At 66.9% G+C, this 12,138-nt stretch carries 9 protein-coding genes; 7 read left to right on the top strand and 2 right to left on the bottom strand.

Features of this window, described 5'->3' with window-relative positions:
- Positions 1-73: 73 nt before the first annotated feature.
- The 7 genes from ACX80A_RS06060 to ACX80A_RS06030 all read left to right on the top strand — a co-directional run bounded on the left by ACX80A_RS06060 (position 74) and on the right by ACX80A_RS06030 (position 11,309).
- A complete protein-coding gene (locus tag ACX80A_RS06060) occupies positions 74-790 on the top strand; it encodes a DUF4232 domain-containing protein (RefSeq protein WP_459258773.1) in 717 nt (238 codons plus the stop codon).
- A 130-nt stretch (positions 791-920) separates the two neighbouring features.
- Complete coding sequence (locus tag ACX80A_RS06055; RefSeq protein ID WP_459258837.1) at positions 921-5,726, top strand: ATP-dependent helicase; 4,806 nt, start codon at positions 921-923, stop codon at positions 5,724-5,726.
- Positions 5,719-6,525: an Fpg/Nei family DNA glycosylase gene (locus ACX80A_RS06050; RefSeq protein WP_459258772.1), complete on the top strand. Its 807-nt coding sequence runs from the start codon at positions 5,719-5,721 to the stop codon at positions 6,523-6,525. Before ACX80A_RS06055 ends, ACX80A_RS06050 begins: the two co-directional genes overlap by 8 nt.
- A 28-nt stretch (positions 6,526-6,553) precedes the next feature.
- Positions 6,554-8,506 (top strand): DUF6541 family protein, encoded by a 1,953-nt coding sequence (locus tag ACX80A_RS06045; protein ID WP_459258771.1) that lies wholly within the window; start codon positions 6,554-6,556, stop codon positions 8,504-8,506.
- A gap of 41 nt (positions 8,507-8,547) precedes the next feature.
- Positions 8,548-9,456: an RluA family pseudouridine synthase gene (locus ACX80A_RS06040; protein WP_459258836.1), complete on the top strand. Its 909-nt coding sequence runs from the start codon at positions 8,548-8,550 to the stop codon at positions 9,454-9,456.
- A gap of 52 nt (positions 9,457-9,508) precedes the next feature.
- On the top strand, positions 9,509-10,156 hold the full coding sequence (locus ACX80A_RS06035; protein WP_459258770.1) for a DedA family protein: 648 nt from the start codon (positions 9,509-9,511) through the stop codon (positions 10,154-10,156).
- The gene (locus ACX80A_RS06030) at positions 10,107-11,309 is read left to right on the top strand and encodes a hypothetical protein (protein WP_459258769.1); all 1,203 of its coding nucleotides are present in this window, start codon (positions 10,107-10,109) and stop codon (positions 11,307-11,309) included. Before ACX80A_RS06035 ends, ACX80A_RS06030 begins: the two co-directional genes overlap by 50 nt.
- Here ACX80A_RS06030 and ACX80A_RS06025 read toward each other — a convergent pair.
- Positions 11,251-11,556: a hypothetical protein gene (locus ACX80A_RS06025; protein ID WP_459258768.1), complete on the bottom strand. Its 306-nt coding sequence runs from the start codon at positions 11,554-11,556 to the stop codon at positions 11,251-11,253. The genes ACX80A_RS06030 and ACX80A_RS06025 overlap by 59 nt on opposite strands.
- 44 nt (positions 11,557-11,600) lie before the next feature.
- Positions 11,601-12,026, bottom strand: a complete 426-nt coding sequence (locus tag ACX80A_RS06020; protein WP_459258767.1) for a VOC family protein — start codon at positions 12,024-12,026, stop codon at positions 11,601-11,603.
- Between the last annotated feature and the right edge of the window lie 112 nt (positions 12,027-12,138).

Here is a 12,138-nt window from a genome sequence, read left to right as displayed (position 1 = left end):
ATCCCTGCGTCAATCGTCCGTCTCATTACTGCGGCCGATTGACGCAGGGGCAAACACCGGCGAAGGTGAGTCCATGGGTATCCACACACGGACTTCGTCCACCGCCGCCGTCGTCTTCGCGGCCCTCAGTTCCATCGCTTTGATTGCAGGATGTGGAACATCCAGCTCCACCGACCAGGAAACGACCGCCCCGGCGGCCGCAAAAACCACCTCCGCAGCGCCTGCCGCTGAACCGACGGAGGAAGCGAGCGAGTCACCCTCGCCGGAGGCGTCCGCGGAGGCGTCCCAGCCTATGGTCTCAGCCAACCCCACCGAAGATCCCACCGAGGAGGCTGCCGAGGAGCCCACCTCTTCCGCCGCCCCCGCCGGCCGGACCTGCACCGCTGCCGATTTGTCGGCCACCGTGGAAACTCCGATGGGTGCCGGGAGCGCCGGTACCGCGACGCGCAACCTCATCCTCTCGAATACGTCTGACGCCGAATGCACCATGACCGGTTACCCGGGGGTGTCCTATGTGGATGCGTCGGGGACGCAGGTTGGCGCCCCCGCAGACCGCGAACCTGGCGTCAACGCCGCGGCAGTCGTATTGCAACCGGGACAATCCGCGATCGCCACCCTCCAGCAGACCAACGCTCAGAACTACGGTGACAGCTGCGCCATTACCGACACCGTAGGGGTGCTGGTCTACCCACCGGATGCCACAGACTCTCTCGTGGCAGCCCAGGAGTCGTTTGGGTGCGCCGACGGGGGCATCATCCTGATGACTGTCGGCCCCGTCGTGGCCATGTAGTCCAGCTCTTCAAAGGGCCCTCTTGGGACTCGAGCGTGTCGTCGGGCGCGCCGCCCACAAAAAGGCAGCCACCCCTGCTTTGTCGGGGATAGGGGAGCTTGGGACCGCTGCGTCACAAAATGTCAGCCGCCTGGGAGATGATGAATCGGTGACGTCGGTGCTGGAAAAGTTCACTCCCGCAACCCATCAGTGGTTTGCGGGGGCTTTTGCCGCGCCCACCTCCGCGCAGGAAGGGGCCTGGAACGCCATCTCGGCTGGCGCTAACGCACTGGTCATTGCCCCCACCGGTTCCGGCAAGACTCTCGCGGCGTTCCTCTGGGCGCTGGACAAGTTCATCGCCTCCGGCACCGCCGAGGCCGAGACTGCCGCCAGGGCGACGCCGACGACCAAGGGAACGCCAGCAAAGAAGCGGGGCACCCGGGTGCTCTACATCTCGCCCTTGAAGGCGTTGGGCGTCGACGTCGAACGCAACCTGCGCGCCCCGATGATCGGCATCACCCAGACAGCGAAACGGCTGGGCCTTCCGGCGCCGGTCATCACCGTGGGGGTGCGGTCGGGTGACACCTCGCAGGCGGACCGGCGTGCCCTGCTGACCCGGCCACCGGACATCCTTATCACCACGCCCGAGTCACTGTTCCTCATGTTGACCTCCAAGGCGCGGGAGACGCTGACCGACGTCGACACCGTCATTGTCGATGAGGTCCACGCGGTCGCCGGTTCCAAACGGGGGGCTCATCTTGCGGTCTCCCTTGCCCGGCTGGATGCGCTGCTCGAGAAGCCTGTGCAGCGTATCGGACTCTCCGCCACCGTTGAACCGCAGGAGACGGTCGCCCGTTTCCTGGGTGGCAACGCACCGGTCCAGATCGTGGCACCCCCCTCGAAAAAGCAGTGGGACCTGACGGTCACCGTGCCGGTCGAGGATATGACCGAGCTCGGCGGCCCCCCGACCCAGAACACCGGAGACGACGACGCCGATGCCGTCCCGCAGGGCAGCATTTGGCCGCACGTCGAAGAGAAGATCGTCGACCTGATTCAGGCCAACCGTTCCACCATTGTGTTTGCCAATTCGCGCCGACTGGCGGAACGACTCACTGCCCGTTTGAACGAGATTCACGCCGACCGGGTGGAAGCCGCTGCGGCGAGGGTGTCCCCGGGTGATGACACGGATCCGTCTGCCCGGCCAGCACCACCAGCACAGCCGATGGGCCAGTCGGGTCAGGCCGAGGGCGCTGAACCGCTGCTGGCGCGCGCCCACCACGGGTCGGTGTCCAAGGATCAGCGTGCCCTGATCGAGGATGACCTCAAATCAGGGCGCCTGCGCTGCGTGGTGGCGACGTCGTCGCTGGAACTGGGAATCGACATGGGCGCCGTTGACCTGGTGGTCCAGGTGGAGTCCCCGTACTCGGTGGCCAGCGGGCTGCAGCGGGTGGGCCGCGCGGGGCACCAGGTGGGCGAGGTGTCCCAGGGGGTACTCTTCCCCAAACACCGTGGCGACCTGGTGAACACCGCCGTCACGGTTGAGCGGATGCTGGCCGGGAAGATCGAGCCGCTTTACATCCCCGCCAACCCGCTGGACATCCTGGCGCAGCAGACGGTCGCGGCGGCGGCCCTGGGCACCATCGACGTTGAGGAGTGGTTCGACGTCGTCCGCCGATCGGCGCCCTTCGCCACCCTGCCACGCTCCGCGTTCGACGCGACCCTCGACCTGTTGGCGGGACGTTACCCCTCCGACGAGTTCGCCGAACTGCGCCCGCGAATCATCTGGGACCGGGTGGAGGGCACCATCACCGGGCGGCCCGGCGCTCAACGCCTCGCCGTCACCTCCGGTGGCACCATCCCAGACCGGGGGCTCTTCGGCGTCTTCCTGGTGGGTTCGGCCGAACCCGGCACCGGGGGCAAACAGGGCGGGCGCCGGGTGGGTGAACTCGACGAGGAGATGGTCTACGAGTCACGGGTGGGGGACGTGTTCGCTCTGGGCGCCACCAGCTGGCGGATCGAGGACATCACCCACGACCGGGTGCTCGTGTCCCCGGCGTTCGGACAGCCCGGACGGTTGCCCTTCTGGAAAGGTGACTCTCTGGGTCGGCCGGTGGAGCTGGGCCGCGCCGTCGGTGCGTTTGTCCGCGAGACCTCTATCGCCACCCCCGAAGACGCGCAGGCCCGGTGCAAGGCGATCGGGCTCGACGACTGGGCGGCGGGCAACCTGCTGACCTACCTCGCCGAACAGCGGGCAGCCACCGAAATTGTCCCCAACGATCGCACCCTGGTGGTCGAACGGTTCCACGACGAGCTTGGCGACTGGCGCGTCATTCTGCACAGCCCGTTTGGCATGCCTGTGCACGCCCCCTGGGCACTCGCCGTCGGGGCCCGCCTTGAGCAGCGGTACGGCATGGACGGCTCGGCGATGGCCTCAGACGACGGCATCGTGCTGCGGGTGCCGCTGATGGACGACGAACCGCCCGGGGCTGACCTGTTCCTGTTCGACGCCGAGGAACTAGACGGTATTGTCACCACCGAGGTGGGCGGCTCGGCGCTGTTCGCCTCACGGTTCCGCGAGTGCGCTGCACGCGCTCTCCTTCTGCCCCGCCAGAATCCCGGTAAGCGCTCCCCGCTCTGGCAGCAACGCCAGCGTTCCGCGCAACTGCTCGACGTCGCCCGGAAATACCCCACGTTCCCGATCGTGCTCGAAACGGTCCGCGAATGTCTGCAGGACGTCTACGACCTGCCCGCCCTGAAGGACATCGCGGCCAGCATCGAGCGCCGGGAGCTGCGGATCGTCGAGACGACAACCTCGCAGCCGTCGCCGTTTGCCCGCTCCATGCTGTTCGGCTACGTAGCCTCTTTCCTCTACGAGGGCGATTCACCGCTCGCCGAACGCCGCGCCGCGGCCCTCTCCCTCGACCCGACCCTCCTCAACGAACTCCTGGGACGTGCGGAGTTGCGTGAACTGCTGGATCCGCAGGTCATCACCACCACCGAAAGCGAGCTACAGCGGCTCGCACCGGACCGGACCGTCCGCGGCCTCGAAGGCGTCGCGGACCTGCTGCGCCTCCTCGGCCCACTTACCACCCAGGAGGTCGCCGACCGCTTCCAGACCGCCGAGGAGGCCGGCGACGCCCCTACGATCGACGATGTGGGGCCGCTCCTCACGCACCTCACCCAGGCCAATCGGGCGCTGCAAGTCTTTATTGCCGGCGAGGAACGCTGGTCGGCCGTCGAAGACGCCGCCCGGTTGCGTGATGCGCTGGGCGTTCCACTCCCGATGGGCATCCCGTTGGCCTTCATCGAGCCCGTCGCGGATCCCCTGGGCGATCTGGTGGGCCGCTACGCCCGCACCCACGGTCCGTTCACCGCAGCCGAAACGGCACAGCGGCTCGGCCTCGGCGTTGCTGTGGTGTTGACGGCCCTGCAGCGGCTGGCCGCCGACGGCCGGGTGGTCGAGGGCGAGTTCCGCCCTGTTGCTTCCCTCCCCGAAAGCACGCCTGAAACCATCGGCCACACTGCAGCACCCAGCGAATGGTGTGACGTCGAGGTGCTACGCAGGCTGCGGCGCCGGTCCCTGGCCGCGCTGCGACAGGAAGTGGAACCGGTGGATCCCGCCGCGTACGGCAGGTTCCTGCCGTCCTGGCAGCACGTCGGTTCCGGCCTGCGCGGGCTGGACGGGGTGGCCACCGTAGTGGACCAGCTGTCGGGAGTGCCCATTCCGGCCTCGGCATGGGAGCCCCTGATCCTCGGCTCCCGGATAGGGAACTACACGCCTGCGATGCTCGACGAGCTCACCGCCACCGGCGAGGTGGTGTGGTCTGGAGCTGGCTCCCTGCCGGGAAACGACGGGTGGATCGCCCTGCACCTGGCCGAGAACGCACCGCTCACCCTTCGGCCGGACCCGGTGTTTGAACCCTCTGCCCTGCAGCTGAACCTCCTGGACCTCCTGGGCCGGGGAGGTGCCTACTTCTTCAGGCAGCTCGCCGAATCCCTGGACTCCGCGGCGCCACCCAACGACACCGAGGTGGTCAACGCCCTGTGGGAACTGGTGTGGGCTGGCCGGATCAGCAATGACACGTTCACGCCGGTGCGCAGCCTGCTCGCCGGCGGCAAGACCGCCCACAAGCAACGCGCCGCCCCGCCGCGGGCCCGGTCGTCGCGGGTCGGGCGGCTGGGGCGCGCACCGGGGGCGTCGCTGACCGGATCCTCCCTGCGTGTGTCCGGTAAGGACGACGGCGTCCGCGGCTACCAGCGCAGCACCCCGCCCATGGCCGCCGGCCGGTGGACCGTCCTGCCACCGGTCGAGGCGGAAACCACAGTCCACGCCCACGCCACAGCCGAACTGCTGCTGGACCGGTACGGAGTTGTCACTCGCGGGTCTGTCGGGAGCGAAGGCACCCCCGGTGGCTTCGGCCTGCAGTACAAGGTGCTGGCCCGCCTTGAGGAAATGGGCCGGTGCCGGCGCGGCTACTTCATCGAGCGTCTCGGCGCTGCCCAGTTCGCTGTCCCCGCCACGGTCGATCGGCTGCGCTCGTTCGGGGCCGATGCCCAGCAGGAGCGTCGGCCGGGTGAGGATCCCGACGTCGTGCGTTCCTCAATTGCCCTCGCCGCGACCGACCCGGCTAATCCCTATGGGGCCGCCCTCGCGTGGCCCACGTCCGACGGCGGGCACCGTCCGGGCCGAAAAGCCGGCGCCCTCGTGATCCTGCAGGACGGCAAACTCGCCCTTTATGTGGAGCGCGGCGGCAAGACGGTGCTGGCTTTCACCGGGGACTCGGCGGCCCTGCACGCGGCAGCTGGTGCGCTGGTCGCGGTGATCCGCCGGGGTGCGGCGGAGAAGATGGCCATTGAAAAGGTCAACGGCGAGCCGGTCCTGGACTCCGAGGCGGGACGCGCGTTGACCGCCGCGGGGTTCTATTCCACCCCGCGGGGGCTGAGGATCCGTGCCTGAGGGGGATACCGTCTGGCGGGCAGCCCGCGAACTGAACGCTGCCCTGGCTGGCCGCACGCTGACCCGCTGCGACATTCGGGTTCCCCGGTTCGCCACCGTCGACTTCACCGGCGAGACGATACAGAACGTGGTCGCCCGAGGAAAGCACCTGCTGATTCGGGTGGGCGACGATGACGGGTTCACCATCCATTCGCACCTGAAAATGGAAGGCTTGTGGCATATCTACGCCAGAGGAGCGAAATGGCGCCGCCCGGCGTTCAAGGCACGCTGCATTCTTGAGACCGCCGAGTCCACGGCAGTGGGATTCGAACTGGGATTCCTGAGAGTCCTCGCCCGGTCCACTGAGGACGAGGCGGTCGGTTATTTGGGTCCCGACCTCCTCGGACCGGATTGGGACCCCGATGAGGTACTACGCCGTTTGCTGTCGCAGCCGGACCGGCCGATCGGGTTGGCCCTGCTGGACCAGCGGAACCTTGCTGGGATTGGAAACGTGTATCGATGTGAGTTGTGTTTCCTTGCCGGGGTGCACCCGTTGACTCCGGTCGCCGGTGTTCGTGACCTGCCGCGTATGGTGGCCCTGGCCAAAAAACTCCTCGAGGCGAATAAGGCACGGTCCACCCGTGCCACCACCGGCAACCTGAGGGGTGACACACTGTGGGTTTACGGCCGGGAGCATCGGGGCTGCCTGCGGTGCGGTACCAAGGTGACGCTGGAACAGCTCGGGGACAACGAACTGGAACTGCGGGACCTGTACTACTGTCCGTATTGCCAGCCGGCCAGTCCGGCGGCGTCCGAATGAGCATCTTCGCCACCATCCGAAAGGACCTATGAGCTGGGCAGCGACCCTTCCCGCGTTTGTTGTTGCCTTGACGGTGGTCTTCGGTCCAGGTCTGGCCTGGGGTGCTGCGTTGGGACTGCGGCGGCTCACGCTGCTGGCTCTGGCGGGGCCGTTCAGCATCACGGCGGTGGTGGTGGCGGCTGAGGTTGCCGCCTTCGCCGGAGTCGACTGGTCGCTGCTGCCGGTGCTGGGCGTCACCCTGGTGGTGGCAGGCGCGTTGTGGCTGCTGCGCCGCAGCGTCGGGCAATTGATCCACGCCAGCACCGCGGGAGGTGCCGAACCGCAGGTCCGTACCAGGACCGTGCTCATCGCCTGGGCGGTTGCTGCGGTACCGGTGGCGGCGTGGATGTTTTGGATGTTCGGGGGTCCCGAAAACATTGCCCAGTCCCACGACAACATCTTCCATCTCAACGCGCTTCGCTACATCGCCGAGACCTCCAATTCCTCGTCGTTGACCCTCGGCTACCTCGGAACCAGGGATGGAACGTTCTATCCGGCCGGCTGGCACGCAGTCGTTTCCCTGGTCATCGCCACCTCAGGTGTCCCTTTTGCTGCAGCCATCAACGTGACCAACCTGGTGCTGATCACCGGGATCTGGAGCGTGGGCTGCCTCTTCCTGGTCAGCCGGCTGACCGGTGAGCGCGCCCTTCCCCTCCTGGTCGCCGGTGTCCTCTCCACCGCCTACAGCTCTTTCCCGTACCTGTTGTTGGAGTTCGGTGTGGTGTACCCGTTCATGCTGTCCATCGCCATCCTCCCCGCAGCCCTCGGGCTGGTCATTCAGCTGGTGGGCGCTGGCACTGAGGTGCAGCTGAGACGCTTCGGGAGCGTGCTGCTCCTGGTGGGGCTCCTGCCCGGCCTGTTGCTGGCCCACCCGTCGTCGCTGCTGGGGCTTCTGGCCCTGTCGGCGCCAGCTGTACTCTCGGTGGCGGCTCGCACCGCCCGTGCAAATAGCGGTCGACGCCGGCTGACGGCCGTCGCTGGCGCAGCCGCGTTTGTGGTGTTCTCGACTGTGCTGTGGATGATCGTCCGTCCCGCGGAAAGCAGCTCAGATAACTGGGCCCAGGCGGGTGACGCCGTCGGAGCAATCTCCGAGGTCCTGCTCCACGGCCCTCTGGGTCGGCCGGTGGCCCTGCTGGCAATGATATTCACCGCGGTGGGGGCCGCCGTCGTGCTGTATCAGCGCAGCCACCGGTGGGTCATCGTCATGTATCTGGTGGCGGGCGCACTGTTTGTTCTCGGCAGCTGGCAGGAGGAGCCCGCCCTGCGGTGGATCGTCGCGGGGCCCTGGTACAACGACTATTTCAGGATCAGCGCGATGCTCGCCCCCGCGGGACTCCTGGTGGCAAGCATCGGCGGCGTGGCGCTGACCAGTTCAGCGATCCGGGGCCTCCAACATGCCCGTGCGACCCGCAGCACGCCCGAGCCAGGCTGGTTCGTGCCAGCGGTGACAGCGGTTCTGGTGGTGATTGGCCTGGCCGCGGCACCGCTGTTTGCCGTCCAACGGGCGGTGAGCGAGGCCGCCTTCCACTACCGGTATACCGATGACTCGCGGCTGCTGACCGTGGACGAGCTGGCGCTCCTGCAGCGGCTGCCGGACGTCGTGCCCGCCGACGCGGTGGTCGCGGGCCAGCCGTTGACTGGTGCTTCAATGTCGTATGCCTTTGCCGGGAGGAAGGCCCTGCTGCCTGCTGGCACCAGCCCGGTGAGCCCGGAAGCCAGGCTTATCTTCGACGAGCTGGACAAGATGAGGCAGAACCCGGCAGTCTGCGACGCCGTGCGGAGCACCAACACGGCCTTTGTCCTGGATTTCGGGACGGCTTCGGTCCACGGCGGGACGGCGCCAATCTTCTCCGGTCTCAATGACCTCTCACCCGGGGCAGGCTTTGAGCTCGCGGACCGGGAAGGTGACGCGTCGCTGTACCGGATTGTGGGCTGCGGTTAGCCGCCGGTGCTGAGGGCGCGGGCGCGTACAGTTGATGGGTGATGCAATCCCCCCTTCCCGTCCGCGACGGCGTCAACGCCACCCGGTTGCGGCTGCCCGCCGAGGGTCCCTGGGGAACCGCGCTCGACTACATCCTGGACCGCTGGGACCACGTCGATCCTGAAGGGATCGCCGCCCGCTTCGACCGGGGTGAGGTGGTCGCGTTGAACGGCGAGCGGCTGACCCGCGCGACCCCCCTCACCGAACACACTTTCGTCTGGTATTACCGGGAGCTGCCGGTCGAGAAACGTCTCCCGGTAGAGGTGGGAATCCTGCACCAGGATGACAACCTGCTGGTTGTGGACAAACCGCATTTCTTGCCCACCACGCCGGGCGGCCGCTACGTGGCCGAGTCTGCGTTGGTCAGGCTGCGGGTCCAGCTGGACCTCCCCGATCTGATCCCGATGCACCGTCTGGACCGGCTGACCGCCGGAATCCTGCTGTTCTCCACCAACCCGGCCACACGCGGGGCTTATCAGCTTTTGTTCGAGAACCGGCTCATCTCCAAGGAGTACGAGGCGGCCGCCCCGGTTGATCCCACCCTGGACCTGCTGGACCATCCACGCGTGGTGCGCAGCCGCATCGTGAAGAGCCGCACCTACCTGCTCGCTCAGGAGGTAGAGGGCGAACCCAACACGGAAACACTCGTGCACCTGGCGGAGGAGCGGAACGGGCGCGGCCGCTACCGGCTGATCCCGCATACCGGCAAGACCCATCAGCTTCGCCTGCACATGGCCCGGCTGGGCCTGGGCATCGTCAATGATCCGTTTTACCCCGTGCTGCACCCCCAGGCGCCTGACGACTACACCAAACCGCTCCAGTTGCTTGCGAAAAGCATCGCGTTCACCGACCCCCTCAGCGGCCTCGCCCGGCGTTTTGACAGCCGGCTGCAGCTCCAGGATTTCGCCTAGCCGGTTTTGCTGCCCTGGACCGCATCCCGCCGGTCACCTGTAGATTGGAATGGTGGATCTCACCGATCTCGGAGCATGGTCGCCGCTGTTCCATCCCCTGACCTTCGTCGTCGTCGTCGTCGACGTGTTCATTCCTGCCGTGCCCTCCGAGTTTCTGGTGATTGCCTCGGGCACCATGGCCTCCGAGGGCACCCTGCTCCTGCCGGTGGCACTCCTGGTCGCAACCCTGGGGAGCTGGCTGGGTGACATCATCCTGTACCTGCTGTTCCGCAACCGGCTGACCTCGTGGCTGGACAGGTTCCGGTGGGGTCGCGGAATCCACCGCGGTATCCGTACCGCGGTCGAAAAGGCAGGGAAGTCTCCTACCTATGCCGGGCTAATCGCCCTGAGGTTCCTCCCGGCCGGGCGGTCGGCGGGTGTCGCAGCGGCCGGTATTGCCAACCTTCCTCTCCGGCCGTTCCTCGCCTGCGCCGTCGTCGGGGGCATCCTGTGGTCGTCCTGGCTGGTCATGTTGGGCTACATCACCGACATCACCACAGGGTTTCCGCTGTGGGTTAGTGCCCTGCTCGGAATGGGTATAGGTACTCTGGTGGGACTTGTAATTACTGCGTTCCTCGCGCTCAAGCAACGCCGGAAGGTGAGAACCACTGATGAGCACCCCGATTCAGCCCGTCCCCCGGCTGCCGGACAACCCGACTAATCTGGCGGCCGTAACGCCGGAATCCCCGCCACCTCGCGCAGCGGCTGAGGAGCCCGCACCGGGCTCGATGTCACCGGCACTGGCCCGGCTCCGGGCAGGACGACCCGCCAGCAGCATGACCCAAGCGCCAGCCGCCAATGCAACGGCACCGGCGATAACCGGAGCAGTGACCACAGCAGCCGACGCCGTTCGCTCTCCTTCACTAGCGCGGGACCGGACTAGCGCCTCCCGGGCTGCCACCCGCCGAGGAGGGCACGGCGACACCCCGGTCGTGGGAGGCATCGGCTCCTGGGACCTGGATCTGGTCCGACGGATTACTGTGACCATCGTCGTGATGGGCGCCGGTCTGGGCGTAGTGAGCAGCGCTGGCGCCTTCGGTGGACCGGATATTCGGGAGGCCCCCCTCAAGACATTTGACTCCGGGACAACCCTGATCTCCCCGGCAGCACCCGCGCATTATCTGTGGCTGGTTATCGGCGTCGGCCTGGTAGCGTACGCGGCGCACCAATGGTTCCCGTCCCAGCGGCGAAGCCCCCGCCATCGCGGACTCGGCTGGATAGTTGCCGCATCGGTGCTGGTGACAGCGGCCTGGGTCCTGGCCGTTCAACAGAATCGACCCACTACAAGCCTGGCGATGATCGTACTACTACTGGCCATCCTGGTGGGCTCCCTGCGCTGGCTGAACCATTACCCAGCCCAGACTCGTCGTGAGGGCGCCCTGGTTGATGTCCCGCTCGGCCTGTTTTTGGGCTGGACGGGAGTCACCGCCGCCGTGCAGATCGCGGCGGTGCTGACTACTCAGGGTGTCGACTGGCTGGGATGGGGCGCCCAGCGTTGGGCACTCATCGGGGTGGTCCTGCTCACCCTGGCCGCGATGGCCCTGTGCATGACCGACCGTGGCCGGATCGCGGTCGCTGTGGCTGTGGTCTGGGGGTTGGCGTGCATGGTTCCAGTGCGGTTGTTCGGTGATCCACAGTCAACGCCGGTCGCATTCGCCGCCGGGCTGAGCGCCTTTCTGCTCATCATCTCCGCCGGATCGAGGCGGCACCGGGTGGATCATGCATACCGCCGAGCGCTGCGCGCACGGCAGATGGCTACAGTCGCTCCCATCGATTTCTACGACGACGGAGAACCCGTAGAGGCCCGACCGTAGCTACCCGCTCCACCGCGTGTCGCATGTTCACCGCCGCCCGGACGGCCTGCCGGGCACCGGCCTCGTAATCGGTCTCCTCGACAAGGAACCGGAGGGTGATCCGCGGTGTTCCGGCAACGACATCAAGCTGCTTCGCCTCCACCAAATGGGCTGCACTGAGGGCTGCGTGTGCTGAGTCCATGACGGCCTCCGGCGCGTGCCCCGGGAGCAGACCCCGAATGTCGAGCTGGGCACGGAATGACGGCATGGGATAAGTCTGCCATCAAGGGTTCCCGGTGTGAGCCGTTCCGCTCAGACTGCCGGGGCGAACAGTTCGAGGGCCGCGTTGTCCGGGTCCCTGAACTCAAGGATGAACCCAGCACCGATATCCTTGACCCCACTATGCTCAACGCCAAGATCATCAAGTAGGGTAGCCGAAGCATCCAGCTCGCTTCGCGAAGCGACGGCAAAGCTGAGGTGGTCGAGCCCGCAACGGTCCTCGTCGTACCGGTCGCCCGCCGTTGCAACCGGGCGTAGACCCAGCAGGCCGCCCCCGAAGCTGTAGATCACGCCGCCGAACAGGAACCCCAACTGGTCCTTGGTCTCCTGGTCCGCGTCAGCGGGCGGAGCCTCGAACGCGATGTCAAAGCCGAAGACTGCTTCGTAGAACGCGCGGGACCGGTCAATGTCGGTCACGGTCAGTCGAACGTGGGCGAAGTCTGTGACGGGGATGGGCATGGTGCTCCAATCTCGAAGGCGTAAAACCCCACGATATACCCGGCTCCCCGTCGGCAGACAGTAGCTGGCAGGCGACAGACGGCAGGCGGTAGTACAAGGGGAAACCCTGGGG

This window comes from Arthrobacter sp. TMN-50 (genome assembly GCF_054511125.1).
Note: the sequence above shows the minus strand (reverse complement) of the source record. Positions and strands in the feature narration are given on the sequence as shown.

Excerpts from the sequence above, each read along its gene's own strand:
- ACX80A_RS06025 (WP_459258768.1), bottom strand. The coding sequence starts at position 11,556 with ATGCCGTCATTCCGTGCCCAGCTCGACATTCGGGGTCTGCTCCCGGGG.
- ACX80A_RS06060 (WP_459258773.1), top strand. The coding sequence starts at position 74 with ATGGGTATCCACACACGGACTTCGTCCACCGCCGCCGTCGTCTTCGCG.
- ACX80A_RS06045 (WP_459258771.1), top strand. The coding sequence starts at position 6,554 with ATGAGCTGGGCAGCGACCCTTCCCGCGTTTGTTGTTGCCTTGACGGTG.
- ACX80A_RS06040 (WP_459258836.1), top strand. The coding sequence starts at position 8,548 with ATGCAATCCCCCCTTCCCGTCCGCGACGGCGTCAACGCCACCCGGTTG.
- ACX80A_RS06030 (WP_459258769.1), top strand. The coding sequence starts at position 10,107 with ATGAGCACCCCGATTCAGCCCGTCCCCCGGCTGCCGGACAACCCGACT.
- ACX80A_RS06020 (WP_459258767.1), bottom strand. The coding sequence starts at position 12,026 with ATGCCCATCCCCGTCACAGACTTCGCCCACGTTCGACTGACCGTGACC.